The organism is Streptomyces sp. NPDC060027, from assembly GCF_042737005.1.
Lineage (GTDB): Bacteria > Actinomycetota > Actinomycetes > Streptomycetales > Streptomycetaceae > Streptomyces.
Genome location: NZ_JBHWVI010000186.1, coordinates 1 through 17,980 on the forward strand (window position 1 = coordinate 1; position 17,980 = coordinate 17,980).

18 protein-coding genes are annotated in these 17,980 nt (G+C 71.0%); 13 read left to right on the plus strand and 5 right to left on the minus strand.

All coding sequences use genetic code 11. The features are described 5' to 3' along the window. Positions 1 to 170 precede the first annotated feature (170 nt). Positions 171 to 971, plus strand: a complete 801-nt coding sequence (locus ACFWBT_RS32825; protein WP_385706620.1) for a class I SAM-dependent methyltransferase — start codon at positions 171 to 173, stop codon at positions 969 to 971. A gap of 83 nt (positions 972 to 1,054) precedes the next feature. Beyond that, complete coding sequence (locus tag ACFWBT_RS32830; RefSeq protein ID WP_385706621.1) at positions 1,055 to 1,408, plus strand: VOC family protein; 354 nt, start codon at positions 1,055 to 1,057, stop codon at positions 1,406 to 1,408. A 177-nt stretch (positions 1,409 to 1,585) separates the two neighbouring features. Here the strand turns inward: ACFWBT_RS32830 and ACFWBT_RS32835 are convergent, their stop codons facing one another. Further along, entirely contained in the window at positions 1,586 to 2,614 is a 1,029-nt protein-coding gene (locus tag ACFWBT_RS32835) for a DUF6745 domain-containing protein (protein WP_385706622.1), read from the minus strand. 152 nt (positions 2,615 to 2,766) lie between these two features. Next, a complete protein-coding gene (locus ACFWBT_RS32840; protein ID WP_351121238.1) occupies positions 2,767 to 3,093 on the minus strand; it encodes a hypothetical protein in 327 nt (108 codons plus the stop codon). Between the two features lie 324 nt (positions 3,094 to 3,417). Between ACFWBT_RS32840 and ACFWBT_RS32845 the strand changes: the two genes are divergently transcribed. The 5 genes from ACFWBT_RS32845 to ACFWBT_RS32865 are packed head-to-tail and all read left to right on the plus strand — an operon-like array spanning position 3,418 to position 8,702. Then, entirely contained in the window at positions 3,418 to 4,386 is a 969-nt protein-coding gene (locus tag ACFWBT_RS32845) for an STM4015 family protein (protein ID WP_385706623.1), read from the plus strand. Between the two features lie 37 nt (positions 4,387 to 4,423). After that, positions 4,424 to 5,587, plus strand: a complete 1,164-nt coding sequence (locus tag ACFWBT_RS32850; protein WP_385706624.1) for an STM4014 family protein — start codon at positions 4,424 to 4,426, stop codon at positions 5,585 to 5,587. A 58-nt stretch (positions 5,588 to 5,645) separates the two neighbouring features. Beyond that, positions 5,646 to 6,452, plus strand: coding sequence for an STM4013/SEN3800 family hydrolase (locus ACFWBT_RS32855; RefSeq protein ID WP_385706625.1), 807 nt, complete (start codon positions 5,646 to 5,648; stop codon positions 6,450 to 6,452). After that, the gene (locus ACFWBT_RS32860) at positions 6,449 to 7,804 is read left to right on the plus strand and encodes an STM4012 family radical SAM protein (protein WP_385706626.1); all 1,356 of its coding nucleotides are present in this window, start codon (positions 6,449 to 6,451) and stop codon (positions 7,802 to 7,804) included. Before ACFWBT_RS32855 ends, ACFWBT_RS32860 begins: the two co-directional genes overlap by 4 nt. A 7-nt stretch (positions 7,805 to 7,811) precedes the next feature. Next, positions 7,812 to 8,702 (plus strand): STM4011 family radical SAM protein, encoded by an 891-nt coding sequence (locus ACFWBT_RS32865; protein WP_385706627.1) that lies wholly within the window; start codon positions 7,812 to 7,814, stop codon positions 8,700 to 8,702. A gap of 134 nt (positions 8,703 to 8,836) precedes the next feature. Here ACFWBT_RS32865 and ACFWBT_RS32870 read toward each other — a convergent pair whose 3' ends face one another. Continuing rightward, positions 8,837 to 9,286 carry a MarR family winged helix-turn-helix transcriptional regulator gene (locus ACFWBT_RS32870; RefSeq protein WP_385706628.1) on the minus strand — a complete coding sequence of 150 codons (450 nt, stop codon included), beginning with the start codon at positions 9,284 to 9,286 and terminating at the stop codon, positions 8,837 to 8,839. Between the two features lie 135 nt (positions 9,287 to 9,421). Between ACFWBT_RS32870 and ACFWBT_RS32875 the strand changes: the two genes are divergently transcribed. Beyond that, positions 9,422 to 9,976, plus strand: a complete 555-nt coding sequence (locus tag ACFWBT_RS32875; protein WP_385706629.1) for a quercetin 2,3-dioxygenase — start codon at positions 9,422 to 9,424, stop codon at positions 9,974 to 9,976. Then, on the plus strand, positions 9,976 to 10,842 hold the full coding sequence (locus tag ACFWBT_RS32880; protein WP_385706630.1) for an alpha/beta hydrolase fold domain-containing protein: 867 nt from the start codon (positions 9,976 to 9,978) through the stop codon (positions 10,840 to 10,842). Before ACFWBT_RS32875 ends, ACFWBT_RS32880 begins: the two co-directional genes overlap by 1 nt. A gap of 389 nt (positions 10,843 to 11,231) precedes the next feature. On the opposite strand, the gene ACFWBT_RS32885 is transcribed toward ACFWBT_RS32880, so the two are convergent. After that, on the minus strand, positions 11,232 to 12,419 hold the full coding sequence (locus tag ACFWBT_RS32885; RefSeq protein ID WP_385706631.1) for an MFS transporter: 1,188 nt from the start codon (positions 12,417 to 12,419) through the stop codon (positions 11,232 to 11,234). 73 nt (positions 12,420 to 12,492) lie between these two features. Between ACFWBT_RS32885 and ACFWBT_RS32890 the strand changes: the two genes are divergently transcribed. The 3 genes from ACFWBT_RS32890 to ACFWBT_RS32900 all read left to right on the plus strand — a co-directional run bounded on the left by ACFWBT_RS32890 (position 12,493) and on the right by ACFWBT_RS32900 (position 15,312). After that, positions 12,493 to 13,251 carry a DeoR/GlpR family DNA-binding transcription regulator gene (locus ACFWBT_RS32890; RefSeq protein WP_385706632.1) on the plus strand — a complete coding sequence of 253 codons (759 nt, stop codon included), beginning with the start codon at positions 12,493 to 12,495 and terminating at the stop codon, positions 13,249 to 13,251. A gap of 557 nt (positions 13,252 to 13,808) precedes the next feature. Beyond that, the gene (locus tag ACFWBT_RS32895) at positions 13,809 to 14,180 is read left to right on the plus strand and encodes a DUF2255 family protein (RefSeq protein ID WP_385706633.1); all 372 of its coding nucleotides are present in this window, start codon (positions 13,809 to 13,811) and stop codon (positions 14,178 to 14,180) included. Between the two features lie 97 nt (positions 14,181 to 14,277). Further along, positions 14,278 to 15,312, plus strand: coding sequence for a zinc-binding dehydrogenase (locus tag ACFWBT_RS32900; RefSeq protein WP_385706634.1), 1,035 nt, complete (start codon positions 14,278 to 14,280; stop codon positions 15,310 to 15,312). Positions 15,313 to 15,680: 368 nt separating this feature from the next. On the opposite strand, the gene ACFWBT_RS32905 is transcribed toward ACFWBT_RS32900, so the two are convergent. Further along, entirely contained in the window at positions 15,681 to 15,896 is a 216-nt protein-coding gene (locus ACFWBT_RS32905; RefSeq protein WP_385706635.1) for a hypothetical protein, read from the minus strand. Positions 15,897 to 16,502: 606 nt separating this feature from the next. Between ACFWBT_RS32905 and ACFWBT_RS32910 the strand changes: the two genes are divergently transcribed. Beyond that, complete coding sequence (locus tag ACFWBT_RS32910) at positions 16,503 to 17,843, plus strand: phosphatase PAP2 family protein (protein ID WP_385706636.1); 1,341 nt, start codon at positions 16,503 to 16,505, stop codon at positions 17,841 to 17,843. Positions 17,844 to 17,980: the final 137 nt, after the last annotated feature.

A 17,980-nucleotide genomic window follows, 5' to 3' on the forward strand; every position in this document is an offset into this window, starting at 1 on the left:
CCGCCCACCCGCCCGCTCGTCGTACAAGGAGCCGACGGGACGAGCGACGCCGCTCTGCGGTCGGGCCCGGAAGCTGTCACGCTGGCTTGAGCCGGTGATCAATGCTGAGGAGTCCTCATGGCACGGACAGGCGGGCGAGGCGCGGGAAGACCGAGGCCCGAGGGCGGGTCATGACCGCCACTCCAGGCTCCGGCGGCCATTACGGCCAGGACCTGTTCGAGCCGGAGCACCCCGAGGAAGCCGGACGCATCGACGCGGCGGCGCTCGTCTACGACCCCGTCACCACACGTCGGCTGCGCGCTCTGGGCGCCGGGCCGGGCAGTCGCTGCCTGGAGGTGGGTGCCGGGACCGGGACTGTCGTTCGCTGGCTGCTGGAGGAAGCGGGCGCCGCGGAGGTCGTCGCGCTGGACCGGGACACCAGCGGCCTCCACACCCTCTCGGGTCCGCGGGTACGGGTGGTCGCGGCGGATCTCGGTGACGAGAGCCTGGACCTGGGCAGCTTCGACCTCATTCACGCCAGGTTCGTGCTCATGCACCTGCCCGAACGCCGTCGGCTCGTCTCGCGCCTCACGCACTGGCTGAAGCCGGGTGGCTGGCTGGTGCTGGGTGATGCCGTGGAGGTGCCGAATGTCCTGGACACCTCGTCGGCCTACCGGCGGACCATGGATGCCATGTGGCAGGCGCTGCGGTCGACGATCGGCACCGACACGTCCTCCGTCCCCGCGTATCCGCACTTCCTGCGCGAGGAGGGCCTCCAGGACGTCGCCGGGGAGCTCTTCTGTCCACCGCTGGTCGCGGGCGGGCCCCTGGCCCGTTTCTGGTCCGAGACGTGGAACCGGATGCGGCCCGCGCTGGAGGAGACCGGCCGAGTGGACTCCGCCGTCATCGACGACGCACTCGCCTACCTGGCCTCACCCGAGCTCGCCGAACTCGGACCCGGCATGCTGATGGCCTGGGGCCGGCGGCTCTGAGCCGTGGCCGCTGACCGGCGTCACGAGAGCGGGCGATGGTGTGGTGCCACCACGCCCGATCTCCGTCCTGCCAAGATGGCGGCATGGAACGTGTGCTTGGAATCGGTGGGTACTTCATGCGGGCCGCCGACCCGGCGGCCCTGAGCGCTTGGTATCGCGACTGCCTGGGCCTGGACGCCGACGAGAACGGTCTGTGGCGTCAGGAATCCGGTCCGACGGTGTTCGCGACGTTCGAGTCCGGGACGGACTACTTCGGGTCCCGCGCCCAGCAGGCCATGCTCAACTTCCGGGTCCGCGACCTGGAAGCGATGCTCGCGCAGTTGCGGGCCAAGGGTGCGGACGTGGCCGAGGAGACGCAGGACATGGAGGGTGTCGGTCGATTCGGCTGGGTCACCGACCCCGAAGGCAATCGGGTCGAGTTGTGGCAGCCCGCCTGACCGTGCCACAGGTGCTGGTGTCCACTGACCGGACTGCCGCTCGCCCTGAGCCACTTGGGCCGCGGGTACTGGCCGCGCGTCCCGCCGACGGGCGCACCGGTCCGGGTCCCCGGGCGATGTCCCGGGAATTCACGGAACCCCCTTCGCACCAGCGTCCCCGGACGCCGACAGCCCTCCTCACGTCTGCTGAGACGGCTCGTACGTCTCGGCGGCGAGGCCGAACGTCCACGCCACGCCCTCGCGGGCCGTACGGGTCGTCGGCGGGACGCGCAGCCAGTAGGTGCGGCTCGTGCCGTCGGGCTCCGGTGTGGAGTTGACGACCTCCACCATCACCACGTCCTCGTCGCCGACCAGTTCGACCCGCCACAGCACGCCCGTCTCGTCGCGGTGGACGGGAACCGCCCCCGACTCCTCCAGGTACCGGTCGTAGCCGTAGAACTCCAGCATCACGCGGCGCAGTTCGGCGTTCTCCTCGTCGCGGATCCGCTCGGGCGTCAGCGCGGTGAGTTCCGCGAGGAAGGTGCGCGGGACCGGCATCCCGCGCCACGCGTAGAGCTCGAAGCCGTCCGCGTAGCGCAGTGCCGGGCCGTCTCCCCGGTCCAGGCGTCCTGCCTCGTCGCGGTGCAGGCTCAGCGGCCGTTCGCTGATGACAGCGACCTTCTCGTAGGGCCACCACCAGCCGGCCTCGCGCGCGACCGCGGCGATTCCCGCCAGGGGGCTCTCCTCGTCGGGGTCGAACGCGCACAGCCACGCCGCGTCGTGCTGGCCCAGGGTCGCGTCCAGGAGCAGCAGCCGGACCCGGCTCTCCTCGTGCCGGTCGGTGGCGAGGGCCTCGACGAGCCCCGACCGCACTCGGTCGGCGAGCATGCGGGTCGACTCCCACAGGGCCGCTCCCGTGGCGCGCCAGTGGCCGCTCCACCCGTCCGGCCCGAGCCGTTCGTGCGCGCGTTCGCGTTCCGCCGCCCAGGGCCTGCCGACGACGGCGCTCCGGACACTGGGGCCGGTGTCCCCGAGTCCCGGGCCGTCCGCGGGTGATGTGCCCATCAGGATGCGCGCGGCCTCGTGGGGCGAGCGCGCCCAGACGATGCGCGATGGCGCCTCCAGCCCGGCCTGCCGGTAGGCGAGCCGGACACCCTCCTCGGCCGCCGCCCGGTCACCCGCTCCGGTCCGCGTCGCGGTGACACGCCAACTGCCCTGTTCCTTCACGCCGTTCCTCTCCGAAGTCCTCTGTGCCCGGGCGTCACCGGGCTGCGATGCCACCCGGTCCTGCCGGCGGGCGTGCTGTCCACGCGCTTCCGCGAACCGCTCCGCATCCGGAGCGGGACCGACCGACGGACCCGTCGGTCGGCACGGATCCGTCAGTCGGCGACGATCCGCACCGAGCCCGGCACGTACTCCCGCTGGCGGATCACGCGGTACCAGCCTTTGTGCAGCGAGATCGCCCCGTGCTCCTCGTGCACGACCCGCGCGCCGTCGGGAACGTGCAGCAGCATCGGGCCGAACACTCCGGCCTCCCGGATCAGCCGTCCCGGACCGACCACGGCATGGGCGTGCCCGGTGACTTCACCGAGGGCCAGCACGAGTCGTCCGCGTCCGTCACGCGGCTCGGACGCCGCGTCGCGGGCGTGGTCCGGCACCGCCTTCTCGTCCAACGGCACGATCAGCACGTCTCCTTGGCGGAACATGGGTCTCCCTCCCCGCGCGGCACGGGATGTGCCATGGCAAGGACCGTAGGGGCGACCACTGACAATCGGACGCGGAGCCGGGCGGCCGTCCCCTCGACGACCGGGCTCGTACGCCCGCTGCCGTGCGTCGTCACCCGGCCGGTGGCACTCGGAGTCTTCACCCGACGGCGCCTCCCCCTCTTGCCGTCCCCAGGTGCCCACCCCTGTTCGCCGTGATGTCAGTGGGACTTGGTAGAACTCGTGTACCCGGGTGCGGTTCGCGCGCTCCGGATTCGCCACCACGAACGTCGATCCACCGGTACCGGTACGAAGGAGCGGGCGCGCATGACGATCAACAGGCATCTCGAGGAGTTCCACGGCCTGCCGGCCTTCGACTTCCCCGAAGGCGACGGCAAGTCCTCCCGGGCCGCGTCGCTTCCCGCGCCCGAGACCGTGGCCTGGCGCATCTCCGTGGACGCCTACGACAGCAAGGAGCAGTGGGAGGACGCCTTCGCACGCTTCCTGGCGGCCGTGGACACCCAGCAGGTGCGGGCGCTGATCGTCGGTGCGTGGAGCGAGGTCTACGACAACGGTCCCGACGCGGTGATCGAGGCCCTGGTGGCCGCGCGTGACCGGCTGCCCGCGCTGCGCGGGCTGTTCCTCGCCGACATCGTGATGGAGGAGTGCGAGGTCTCCTGGATCGTCCAGGGTGATGTGTCGCCCCTTCTGGAGGCCTTCCCCGCCCTGGAGGAGTTCGGCGTCCGGGGTGGCAGCCAGCTGGTCTTCCCCGCCGTGCGGCACGAGCGGCTGCGCAGTCTGACCGTCGAGACCGGCGGTATGCCCGTCGAAGCCGTGCGTGGCATCGCCGGCAGCGACCTGCCCGCGCTGGTGGCACTCGACCTGTGGCTCGGCACCTCCGAGTACGGGGGTGACGCCGATGTCGCCGACCTGGAGCCGTTCTTCGCGGGCACCCGGCTGCCCGGCCTGAGTCGGCTCGGCCTGCGGAACAGCGAGATCCAGGACGACATCTGCAGGGCGCTGGCCTCGGCCCCGGTCGTGGCCCGCCTCGAGGACCTGGACCTGTCCATGGGCGTGCTCACCGACGACGGCGCGACGGCCCTGCTGTCGGGGCAGCCGCTGACGCACCTCAAGAAGCTCGACCTGCACCACAACTACCTGAGCGCGGCACTGCGGACGCGTCTGCTGGAGACGCTGGAGCCGGCCGGTGTGCTGGTCGACGTCGACCAGGACGACGCGGAGTCCGACGAGGAGGAGGACGGGACGGTCTGGCGTTTCGTCGCGGTGGGTGAGTAGCGCCGACCGGCGCCGGATCGGGGGACGAGGGAGCGAAATGGGCGAGACGCGGCCGCGGGGCGCGCCGGTCAGGTGGGCTGTCGTCGCCAACGGGGAGAACCGCCGGGTGAACCTGTTCACCACGGCGGCCGAGAAGGCGGGCTGCGGCACACCCCGTGTCGTCGAGTGGCGGGACGTCCTGCGGGACGGCGGGCACGCCTTCGCCGACGACGAGGTGGTCCGGCTGGACTCCCCCGGGGAGAACGCCGAGGTGGACCGTCTGCTGCGCGGCGCCGAGGTGCCGACCCGGGTGGAGGGGTCCGCGCGCTGGTACGGGAGTTTCCTGGACTGCGTGGGTTCTCTGCGTGGGGGCAGGCGGCTCGACGACCCGGTGGATCTGGCCGTGCTCTTCGACAAGCGGCTGTGCCACGCACGCCTCGACGCCGCGGGCGTGCCGGTGCCCCCGTCCCCCACCTCGGGTGCCGTGCGGGCGGTGGACGACTGGAGCGGCGTCCGGGACCTCATGCGCGAGGCCGAGATGCGGCGGGTCTTCGTCAAGCTCGCGCACGGCTCTTCCGCGTCGGGTGTGCTGGCCGTCGAGACGACCGCGGAGGGCCGGATCCGGGCCACCACCTCGGTGGAACGCACGACGGACGGCAGTCTCCACAACTCCCTGCGGATCCGCCGCTACACGGACGAGGCGGAGATCGCCGCGATCGTGGACACGCTCGCGCCGGACGGCCTGCACATCGAGCGCTGGCTGCCGAAGGCCTCGCTCGGCAACAGGTCGGCGGACCTGCGTATCGTGGTCGTGGCCGGGCGAGCGACCCACGCCGTGGTCCGTACGAGCCGCTCTCCCCTGACCAATCTGCACCTGGGCGGGGCACGCGGTGAACTCGCGGCCGTGCGCGCGCTGGCCGGTGACCGGTGGGCGGATGCCCTCGCCATCAGCGAGCGGGCCGCCGCCTGCTTCCCCGGCACGCTGTGCGTGGGCGTCGATCTGCTGCCCGCGGTCGGCTGGCGTCGGTTCGCCGTCGGGGAGGTCAACGCCTTCGGTGATCTGCTTCCCCGCCTGACCGGCCTGCCGGGCAGCGGCGCCGAGGGCCTGGACACCTACGCGGCGCAGATCGCCGCGTTCCGCTCCCTCTCCCCCGACCGTTTCCCCGTACGCCCCGTACTCCCGCTCGACACCTCTCCGAGGACAGCACATGCCCCAGCCTGAACCAGACCGCCCGTCCGACGTGACGCCTGCCGCCCCCGGGCCGTCCGGGACGCCGGACATGAACGAAGTGGTGGGCCGGGACGACCTGCTCCTGCTCACCCTCGACACCCTGCGCTACGACGTGGCCGTCGAACTCGCCGCCGCCGGCCGCCTGCCCAACCTGACCGCGCATCTGCCCGGCGGCACCTGGGAGCGGCGGCACGCGCCGGGGAACTTCACCTACGCCTCGCACCAGGCGATGTTCGCGGGCTTCCTCCCCACCCCGGCGACGCCGGGCCCGCATCCGCGGTTGTTCGCGGCACGGTTCGCGGGCAGCGAGACGACCGCCGACCGCACCTTCGTCTTCGACACCCCGGACCTGGTGTCCTCTCTCGCCGCCCACGGCTACCGCACCGTGTGCATCGGCGGGGTCGGCTTCTTCAGCAAGCAGGGCGCGCTGGGCGACGTACTGCCCGGGTACTTCCAGGAGAGCCACTGGGAGCCGGAGTTCTCGGTGGCTTCCCCGACCTCGTTCGAGGCCCAGGTCGCGCGGGCGGAGAAGACCGTGGCCGGACTTCCCGCGGAGCAGCGGTTGTTCCTGTTCCTGAACGCCTCCGCTCTGCACCAGCCGAACTGGTTCCACCTTCCCGGTGCCACCCGGGAGGCGGGCGACAGCCTGGCCAGCCACGCGGCGGCCCTGGAGTACATCGACCGTCATGTCGGACGGCTGTTCCGTGCGATGAGCTCGCGGCGCCGCTGCTTCGCGATCGTCTGCTCCGACCACGGCACGGCCTACGGAGACGACGGCTACACCGGCCACCGCCTCGGTCACGACTCCGTGTGGACCGTGCCCTACAGCCACTTCTTCCTGGAGCCGACCGCATGATCCTCGCCCCCGCGGCCGCCCCGACCGTCGTGCCACGCCCGTACCAGAGCTACACCTACGCCTATCCGCACAAGACCGCCTACCGGCCCCTCGCGCCACGCCCCGCGCTCCGGGACCTGTGGGCGGGCGAGTCCCGGCGGTCGCTCTCGCTGTATGTGCACATCCCGTTCTGCGAGGTCCGCTGCGGCTTCTGCAACCTGTTCACCCGGATCGGCGCGCCCGGCGATCTGACGGGACGCTACCTGGAGGCGGTGCGGCGCCAGGCCGCCGCGGTGCGCGAGGCCCTCGGCGACGAGGAGACCCCGCGTTTCGCCAACGCCGCGTTCGGGGGTGGCACACCGACGTTCCTGGAGGCCGCCGAGCTGGAGCGGCTGTGCGACATCGCCGAGCGGGAGATGGGGGCCGATCTCCGCGCGATCCCGCTGTCCGTCGAGGCGTCGCCCTCCACGGCCACGGCCGACCGGCTGGCCGTGCTGGTCGCGCGGGGCACCACCCGCCTCAGCCTCGGGGTGCAGACCTTCGTCGAGGAGGAGTCCCGTGCCGCCGTACGACCGCAGCGCCGCTCCGACGTCGAGGCGGCGCTCGGGCGGATCCGTGAGGCGGCCGTGCCCGTCCTCAACATCGACCTGATCTACGGCATCGACGGTCAGACCGCGGCCAGTTGGCGTCTCTCTCTGGACGCGGCCCTGGCCTGGCGCCCCGAGGAGATCTACCTCTACCCGCTCTACGTCCGCCCCCTCACCGGCCTCGGCCGGCACACCGACCCGCAGGCGGCCGACCGGGAATGGGACGAGCAGCGTCTGCGGCGGTACCGGGAGGGCCGCGACCACCTGCTGTCGCACGGCTACGAGCAGGTGTCGATGCGCATGTTCCGGCGCGCGGACGCCCCGCCGCAGGGGCCGGACGACTACGCCTGCCAGACCGACGGCATGATCGGCCTCGGCTGCGGCGCCCGGTCGTACACCTCGACGCTGCACTACTCCTTCGACTACGCCGTGTCGATGCGCGAGATCCGCGGCATCATCGACGACTACACCGCCACCGAGGACTTCTCGCGCGCGCTGCACGGCCGCCGTGTCGACGAGGACGAGGCACGGCGCCGGCATCTGCTTCAGTCCCTCCTCCAGTCCGAGGGCCTGCCCGTCGCGGACTACCGCCTGCGCTTCGGGTCCGATCCGCACGACGACTTCCCGTCCGAGCTGGACACACTCGCCGCACGGGGATGGCTCGCGCACACCGGGGACGAGCGGCTGCGCCTCTCCGCCGAAGGGCTCGCCCACTCGGACGCGATCGGACCCGAGTTCTTTTCCCCGGCCGTCCGGGACGCGATGGCCGCCTACGAGATGAAGTGAGGCGTCCGTGGACCTGACGATCCTCTACCGCGGGCCGCTCGCGTCCTGCGACTACGACTGTCCGTACTGCCCGTTCGCCAAGCGCCGCGACACCACCGCACAACTGCGGGCCGACCGCGCGGCACTGGAACGGTTCACCGCGTGGGCGGGCGAGCAGCGCGAGGACCGGCTCTCGGTGCTCTTCACCCCGTGGGGCGAGGGGCTGGTCCGCTCCTGGTACCGGCGCGCCCTCGTGGAGCTGTCGCACCAGCCGCACGTCCGGCGCGTCGCCATCCAGACGAATCTCAGCTGCCGTACCGACTGGCTGGAGCAAGCCGACCGGGACACGGTGGCGCTGTGGTGCACGTACCACCCCGGGCAGACACCGCACGAGCGGTTCGTCGCCAAGACCCGGGAACTCGCCTCCCTGGGCGTCCGCTTCAGTGTCGGCGTCGTCGGCCTGCCCGAACACAGGGAGCCCGCGCGCAGACTGCGCGCGGAACTCCCGGAGCACGTGTACTTGTGGGTGAACGCCGCCGAAGGGCACACCTATACGGACGAGCAGGCCTCGGAGTGGACAGCGCTCGACCCGCTCTTCCCCTTCAGCCGCCACCCGCACAGATCGGCGGGACTGCCCTGCCGTACCGGCGAGTCCGTCGTCTCGGTGGACGGCGACGGAACCGTGCGCCGCTGCCACTTCGTGCGCGGCGAACTGGGCCGCCTCTACGACGGTTCCTACCGGGCTGCGCTGGCCCCGCGCCCATGCCCCCTGACCGTGTGCGACTGCCACATCGGTTACGTACACCTGGAGTCCCTGCCGCTGTACGACGTCTTCGCGGGCGGTGTCCTGGAACGCGTTCCGCAGGCTCTGCCGGACCGGGCACTCCTCCCCGTCATCCCGACGGCTCACTCCGCCTGACCGCCGGTTCGGCACCGCGCGCCGGGGTCCGGTGAGCGGTCCGGACGCGCGCTCGGACTGTCGCCGCTCGAACCGGGCGGCAGGTGTGGCGCGTTACCGCGGTGCGGCCGGCCGCGGGCCCTGGCGGCCGGCGGTCAGGTCTGCGTGTGCCGACCCGTCGGCGGCTGGCCCCAGGGCTGTTCGAGGATCGCCCTCAGGGCCGTGACTCCGTCCGCGCCGATACGTGCGGCGAGCGTGCGCTCCAGTTGCTCGATGATGCCTTCCGCCCGCTCGTGGACACTTCGCCCCTTGGCCGTCCGACGGATCAGCCGCTGTCGCGCCGAGTCGGGGTCCGGCGCCTGTTCCAGCAGACCGACGGCGATCAGGCTGTGCACCGCCTGGTGCGCCGTCTGCCGGGCCACCCCCATGCGCCGGGCCAGCGCGGCCACCGTCGTTCCCTGCTCGTCGAGAACGGTGAACAGGTGCAGCTGGGTCGTGGTGACCGGGTCCACCCGCTCGGCTTCCAGGGCCCCGAGCAGCCCGTCGTCGAACCACCGACGTGCCGCGCCCAGCAACTGCGGCAGATTGCGATCTCCGCTACCCATGCGCTCCTCGCCTCCCCCGCAGAACCAGGCACGGACCTTGCGCCGCCCGAAAGTGTCATGTCAGGCTACCTTACGTTCATGTCAGGCAACCTGACATGTGACGCGCAGCTCCGCGCCCAGCTCCGAGGAGATCTCATGACCTTCGAGTACGCCACCCGCTACCGGCGCGCCTCTCACATCCCTTCCGAACCGGGAAAGCCCTACTTCATCGAGAAGGACATGGGCGACCGGGCCCACCTCTTCACCGACCTGTTCACCGTGTACGCGGGCGGCGAGCAGACCGAGAACACCTTCAACTTCTTCACCTGCGAAGGCCCCAAGGGCGACATCATCCCGGCCCACATGCATCCCGACACCTATGAGGTCTTCTTCGTGACGGACGGCGCGGTACGGCTCTACGTCGAGGAGACCAACGGGACGCAGCACGAGAAGCTGCTCACCAGCGGCGACTTCGGCTTCGTCCCCAAGAACTGCCCCCACGCCTATCGCATCGAACGCCACGGAAGTCGCATCGTCGGCGTCGCCTCCGGCCCCTCAGGCACCTTCGAGCGCTTCTTCGAGACGCTGGGAACCCCGACGGAGTCGCACGGGCTCCCCCAGGAGCCCTACGTACCCGAGCCGCAGAAATTCGGCACCGTCCCACGCCAGTACGACGTCCAGTTCCTGCCCGACCACCAATGGCGGTTCTGATGACGGCGCCGATGGACCTGCGCTCCCTGATCAGAGCACCGCACCCCGACCTCGCACCGCTCCCGCCCGCGGCACCCGTCGGCAACGGCGTCCGACTGCACCGCGGTGTCCCCTACGCGGAGTTGCCCGGAGCCCGCCCACTCGAACTCGATCTGTGGCTCCCGGACGGCGCCGGACCGCACCCGGTGCTCCTGCTCGTCCATGGCGGCGCCTGGCGCACCGGAAGGCGCGGGGACATGGGTCACCGCATGCGCACCTGGCGCCCGGGGCCGTTCGCCCGCCTCGCCGCCTCCGGTTTCGCCGTCGCGTCGGTCGACTACCGGCTGAGCGGAGAAGCCGCGTTCCCCGCTCAGCTGGAAGACCTGCGCAGCGCTCTCGCCTGGCTCTCCACGCGTTCCCACGAACTCGGCGTCGACACCGACCGCACCGTGGTGTGGGGCGAGTCGGCCGGAGGACACCTCGCGGCACTGCTGGCTCTGGCGGACGACGTGCCGGGCATCATCGGCGCCGTCGCCTGGTACGCGCCGACCGACCTCACCTCGGACGCGGACGATCCCCACAGTCCGGAGGCGCTGCTCCTCGGTGCCACGCCGGCCACCGTTCCCGAACGCGCCATCCAGGCCAGCCCGCTCCTCCAGGTCCACCCCGAAGCACCGCCCTTTCTCCTGGTGCACGGAGAGGACGACTCCCTGGTCAGCCCTGAGCACTCCCGGCGCCTGGCCGAGCGGCTCTCGGAGGTGGGCACGCCGGTCGAACTGCGGCTGGTGCCAGGGGCCGACCACGTCTGGCACGGCCTGGCCGAAGACCAGGTGGAGGAGGTGTTCTCCACCTCGCTGGCCTGGGCCCACCAGCTCACCAGCCGATGACCAGCACCTGAACCGACACACACCTCACTCCCGGGCCAGACGCGTGATCAACCGGCCGAGCAGGTGCACTTGGTCGCGCACATGCTGCAGCGTGCCTCCGAGCTGGCCCTGCTGATCGGCGGGCAATGGCTCGGCGGAGGCAAGTGGTTGTCGCGGCGGCCGGCCGCTGCCGACCCCCGGCTGCACCGCGCGCTGACACCCCTACCGCGAGCGTAGCCATAAGTCAGATGACGGGTGACGGCACTCGGATCACGCTGCACAGAATCTGCCATAGCCGCCGCGGAGGTATCCCGAGTTGAAACAACGGGGGGGCAGGAGCAGCCCCGGTGCGCCCCTCCGGCGCTGACGCCAGGGCACCTGACCGAGGTCCTCCGAGGATGCGTCGCCCCTCAGACCGTCTCCGCCTCCACCCGCACGGAAGGCTGAGCCTGAGGCTGCAGGATTCCGGCCGCGCAGGCCGCGACAACGCAGAAGGCCACGGGGAGGAGGAAGGTGATGTTGAGGGGGACGAAGTGGGTCAGCGGCCCGATGACGGCGGGGCCGGCGAGCATACCGAGATAGCCGAGGCCCGCGACCCGGGAGACGTTGACGCCCGCGGCGTCCTGGTCCGCGTGTCCGGCGGCGCTGAAGAGCTGCGGGACACAGCCGGACAGCCCGGCTCCGAACACGGCCCAGCCGATCAGTACCAGCGGGACCCAGCCGGACAGCGCGGCGACGGCGAGGCCGAGAGCCGCGGTGGACGCCCCGTACCGCAGGATGGCGATGGGGCCGAAGCGTTCGGCGAGTCGGTCGGCGAGCAGCCGGCCGACGGTCATCGCGGTGGCGAAGGCCCCGTAGGCGAGGGCGGCGGTCGCCGGAGGCGCGTCCAGGACCCGGCGCAGGTGGAGTGTGCTCCAGTCGTTGGCCACGCCCTCGCACAGCATGATCATCAGTGCCAGCACCGCCAGCATCCAGATGTGCCGGGGCGTCCTGCGTCCGGCCTTCGGGGAACCGGCACCGGGCTCCGGAGCGTGCGCGCCCTCGGACCTGAGCAGTGCCGGGGCCGCGAGGACGGAAGCGGCGAGGCCCAGGGCCGCGACGGAGAGCAGGGTGGACGCGGGGCTCCATCCCCAGCTGAGCGTGCGGGCCCCGACCAGAGCGGCAAGGACGCCGCCTATGGAGAAGGTCGCGTGGAAGGCGGACATGACGGGGCGCGCGTAGGCGCGCTCCACCTGGACGGCGTGGGCGTTCATGCTCACGTCCAGGCAACCGTTGCCGACACCCAGGGCCAGCAGCGCTACACCGAGGGTCCAGACGTTCCCGGCCATGCCGGGCAGGGCGACAGTGGCACTGCACAGCGCCGCGCTGAGCGGCACGACCGTGCGGGCCCCGAAGCGGTCGGTCAGCGGCCCGACGGCCTGCATGCCCGCGAAGGCGCCCGCACCGAGCAGCAGCAGGAGCCAGCCGAGGGTCGCATGGCCGATCCCGACGCGCTGCTCGAGGCTGGGGATGTGGACGATCCACATCCCCATGAGGAAGCCGTTCAGAACGAAGTAGGCGAAGGTGGCCAGCCGAGCGGCCCGCAGGTGTCTTTCCACCCTTCAAACGTAACGAACAAATCCTGCTTTCGAAAGATTGTCTTTCGAACATCATTCATGTTCAATGTGCGACATGGCTGGCATTGACCGACTGAGGCAGATCACCGAGGCCGTGCGGCAGGCAGGCCGCCTGGGCGTCACCGAACTGGCCGAGCTGACCGGGGCGTCGGAGATGACCATCCGCCGCGACCTGGAGGCTCTGGCCGCGCAAGGCGTGCTCGAACGCTACCGCGGCGGTGCACGGAGCCTGCTGCTGCGCGGCGACGAGCCGCCGTTCGCGATGCGGGTCCATGACGGGCTGGAGACCAAGCGGCGCATCGCCGCCGAGGCCGCGCGACTCATCGCGGACGGCGAGTCCGTCGTCATCGACAGCGGCACCACCTGCCTCGAGGTCGCCCGCGCCCTGAAGGGCCGCCGACTGACGGTGATGCCGCTGTCGTTGCACGCGGCCAACGCGCTCACCGATGCGCCACAGCTGACACTGCTGGTGCCGGGCGGTCGGCCACGGCAAGGGGAACTGGCGTTGACCGGGCCTCTGACACTGGCATCGCTGGCCGCGCTCCGCTTCGACACCGCTCTCATCGGCTGCTGCGGCCTCGACGCGGTGAACGGCCTGACCGCCTACGACCTGGACGATGCCGCCGTCAAACGCGCCGCGATCGCCGCCGCCCGCCGCGTCATCGCCGTCACGGAGGGCTCGAAGTTCTCCCACACCGCCCTGGCGTTCGTCACGCCCGCCTCCGCCCTGCACTCCGTCGTCACCGACGAGCACGCCCCGGACGACCAGGTCGAGGCCTTGTCCGCGGCAGGGGTGACGGTACGGCAGGTTTGACGCCCTCTCGGAACGATCCCGGTCCATTCCTCGGCGTGCTCCACCGGCAGGTGCCCGAGCGCCAGGTCATCGGGCCGGCGGCCCGACGCCGTCATCGCTCTTCATTCCGGGATATCGCCGTTGCCGCCGCTCGGCGGACCAGCCGACCTGACACCAGTGCCGCTCCGGCGCCACTCGTACGCGCCGGGAAGGAGGTCCCGTCGGGAAGGGGGCCTGTCGGGAAGGGGGCCCTGCCACTCCCCCGTCGGCCGTTCCCTGGCAGATCTCGGTCTGCCTGACTCGGGCGTGAGGCCACAGACTGGGTTGTGCAGCCCGGAGACGGCAGGGAACGGTGATCTCCTGTCGTCGGTGTGTGAGCGCCGCGGACGGCGGCCCCCGCATCAGCCGGACGGGCGCCACCGGCACCCCCGCCGCGCACCGCACCCTCCTTGATCACGCCGTTGCTCCCGTTGGCGGCGCCGGCGGACTCGGGCGACGGTGGACCGGGGGGCGCCACCCCCGCGGCTGGAGCGCCTGACCGTCCGGTGGCCGGCCTCACGACGTGGAAGGAGACGACGATGACGCGGTGGAACGACAGGGATCTGGAGAAGATCGGTACGGCCGAGGAACTGGACCTGCGGTCCGAGCGCGCCGACGGCACACTGCGTGATCCCGTGACGATGTGGGTGGTCCGCGCCGACGGCCATGTCTACGTCCGTTCGGTCAAAGGCACCGATGGCCCCTGGTACCGCGGAACGCGGTCCCGTCACCAGGGCCGCGTCGACGCAGGCGGCGTACGGCAGGACGTCACCTTCCGCACGGCGGATCCCGGCGAATACGCGGCCGTGGACACCGCCTACCGCGACAAGTACGGGCACTACACGAGCATCGTCGAGCACGTCCTGACCGACCGGGCCCGCACCTCAACCCTCTGCCTCGAGCCGCGCTGATACCCCTGCCGGGCATCCGCGCCGCCACCGGGAACCCGCGACGCCGCCGCCGGGCGACCCCTCGCTCCATCACCCCCACTTTCGAGGAGCTGCGCTCATGCGCGCCACCCTGTTGTACGCGGCCGACGACGTACGCGTCGAGGACGTCGTCGACCCCAAGGTCCAGAACCCGACCGACGCGGTCGTGCGGATCGTGCTGTCCTGCGTCTGCGGCAGCGATCTGTGGCCCTACAAGTCGCTGCCGCCCACCGACCACCCCCGCCACATGGGCCACGAGTTCCTCGGCGTCGTGGAGGAGACCGGCTCCGAGGTCTCCGGACTGAAGCCCGGTGACGTGGTCGTGGCCCCCTTCGTCTACGCCGACAACACCTGCGAGTACTGCCGCGAGGGCCTGCAGACCTCATGCGTGAACGGCGGGCCGTGGGGCGTGAACGGTGTCGACGGCGGCCAGGGACAAGCCGCGCGTGTCCCTTACGCGGACGGCACCCTGGTGAAGCTGCCGGTCGGTGCGGACTCGGAGCTGCTGCCCGACCTGCTGACCCTGTCCGACGTCCTGTGCACCGGCTACCACGCCGCCCGCACCGCCGGAGTCCGGCGCGGCGACACCGTCGCCGTCGTCGGGGACGGCGCCGTGGGGCTGGCCGCGGTGATCTCCGCCAAGCTGCTGGGCGCCGAACAGATCATCCTCATGGGCCGCCACCAGGTGCGCACCGACCTGGGCCGTGACTTCGGCGCCACGGACGTGGTCGCCGAGCGGGGTGAGGAGGGCATCGCCAAGGTCCGCGAGCTGACCGGCGGCGAGGGCACCCGCAGGGTCCTGGAATGCGTGGGCCTCGAGGACGCGCTCGTGCAGAGCTTCGCCGTGGTGCGCAACGGCGGAACGATCAGCCGGGTCGGGGCTCCGCAGTTCACCGACGTGCCCTTCGGCTTCGGTGACTTCATGCGCAACATCACCCTCACCGGCGGCGTCGCCCCGGCCCGCGCCTACATCGAGGAACTGATGCCGTACATCCTCGACGGCTCGATCCGGCCCGGTCGCGTCTTCGACCGCACCGTCTCCCTGGACGACGTCGCCGACGGCTACCGGGCGATGAACGACCGCGAGGCCCTGAAGGTCCTCATCCGACTCTGACCCGACGCCCTCATCCGGCTCTGACCCGACGCTCTCGACCGGCTCTGACCCGACGCCTTCGGCCGCTCGCCGCCGCCACTGCGCGCGGCGGCGGCGAGCGCTGAAGAAGCACCCGAGAGCCCAGACCTCCACGCGCGCCACCTTCGGCGCCGCCTCCCCGGCGGGCAACTCCCCCTATCACGCCACGAAGTGGGGCATCGAGGGCTGGACCGCACTCACGGCCACCCGAAGTCCGAAGCGTCGGCTCCTGCCGGGCACGCAACCCGGCGGAACCACATGGTGAGCGGATGATGACGTGAAGTCGCCATGAGTGGCCGGTCCCCCGCAGGCGATACGGACACGCTGGTGCCATACCGGAAGCGGCGCTGTCAGTGGTCCCATAGGCCGGGGCCGCCGCCGCGCCATTCGATCCAGTCCGCGCCCCTGACGTCGGATGCCTCGACCTCGTCCACGCCTGCCCGGCCGAGGAACTCGGCTATGTCGACGAGGGTGTAGGCCATGCCGACGAACCTGGCGGCGACGCGGACTCTGCGACCGCCGTCCGCGGCGGGCGGGTAGACGACGACGGGCTGATCAGTGGCCATGCCTTCAGCGTGCGGGCCCCACCGGCCAGGCGCACGCGGAGCGGGCGCGGCGCGCGCAGGCCGGCCTGCGGGATCTCATCTCGCCGCGACCTGCCCGCCTGAACCCGAGACCCGGGCGCCGCGGCCGGACACCCGGGCTTCGCGGCGAGGGCCAAGGTGGTGCCGACAACCCGATCGACGTGACCGTTGCCCCGGATCTGTCGCCGAGGGCGAGCTGATCGCCACATTGGGCGTCTTGGTGTGTTGGCGTGTTGGCGTGTTGGCGTGTTGGCGTGTTGCCAACATTCCCTCCCACGCCGCCGGTTCACGGGATTGCGTACACGCGTCAAGGCCACCGGATACCCCAGGATGCCTTCGACGTGCTCTGACACAGAGAGTTCTCGGCCGTCACCGAGACGAAAACCGGCCAGTGCGGGACCGACCGAACTCACACCAGCCGTGACCAGCGAAACCCGCCCGCAGCGCTCCGCTAACATGATCGACCTCACGGCGATGCTCTCAGATCGCCTTTCGTTCACCGGAAATCCAAGCTATCCGGCACGAAGAGTGACCTATTGACTAACAACTAACAAATCGGCCAAACACTTGATACCTATAGCATCGCGGGTGTTTTCGCGAACAAACAGCAGAATATCGTTCGCCACGTGGCGCCGGCCACGGGCGATCCTGTGGGCCGCGGTGAGCGTGACAGCCCTCGGATTCCTCATCACGTTGGAGATCGCCGCGCGGCACTACGGCCTGCCGGGACCGATCACCAACCAGGTGAAAGAGGTGATATTCGCACCCAAATCGGGTCCCCTTCTCTACGCCAGCATGGCGCTGATGACGGTGGTGCTCACCCGGCGCCAACGGTTCATCGCGGCTGGTGTCGCGGTCGGCATCGACCTCGCGTTCTTCCTGGTGCGGTGGGCCGTCGACGCCAAAATGATGTTCGGCAACGGCGCGTTGTGGGTCATATTGGGCTGTGCTGTCATCGCCCTCACGCGCCGCACCGGCCAGGAACGCGTCCTGCTGCTGAAGGGCGTCGGACTGGCCCTGCTCCTCGTGGCCGGCCGGAAGACCGGCGACACCTGGCTGCTCATCACGTCGAAGACGCGCCCGGCGGTGCTCGACCAGTACGTGGCGACCGCCGATCACGCGCTGGGCAACCCATCCTGGCTGGTAGGCCGCATGGTCAAGGCGACCGGCCCGGTCGGGGCCCACGTTCTCGACTACGTCTACATACAGCTTGCGGTGTTCGCGGTCATCGTCACGCTGTATCAGCTGCGTCATGTGGGAGTCGAGCGCCGCTTCCCGCGCCACCATCTGGTGCGCACTTTTCTCGTCATAGGCCTCCTCGGGCCGGGCATCTACATGCTCTTCCCGGTCGTCGGACCGATCTTCGCCTACGGCGCCGACGGCGGGCAGTGGGCGGCGGCCGACCTCTGGCCGAATACACCCCCGCCGATCCACGCCCCGCTCCACATGTCATTCGACGAGATCACCCCGCGCAACTGCATGCCCAGCCTGCACACCGCGTGGGCAACGGCGATCTTCATTCATTCCCGCAAGGGACCCCGCGTTCTGCAATTCGCCGGCACGTTCTGGCTGATCGCCACGCTCGGCGCAACGCTGGGCTTCGGCTACCACTACGGCGCGGATATCGTTGCCGGAGTCGTGTTCACGCTCACCATCGAGGCAGGTCTGCGCTCGCAGGAACGCGGCTGGGACCGGTCGGGAATCCAGTTGGTCGCTCACGGCGCGACGGTCTTCGTCGCGCTCTTGCTGGCCTATCGCTATCTGCCGATGGAGATGGCCAAACACCCGTGGGTGTTCGGCCCCCTTGTCATGCTGGCGATGGCCTCGGTGATCCACGGCTACGTACGGACCACCAGGCTGTGGGACCCGACGGCCGCACCGGCACGGCTGCCGAACCAGCGATCGGAACCGCAACCCGAACTGGTGTGAGCCGTGTTCCCCAGAGGACACCCGCTGTGGGCCCCTCCTGATTCAGGAGGGGGCCCCAGCCGTGTGCCCCCCAGCCCGGCGGGAGAAGAGCCAGGGTGGAGGGTGGGGGGGGCCCCACCCCGGGGCGGGGGCGCGAA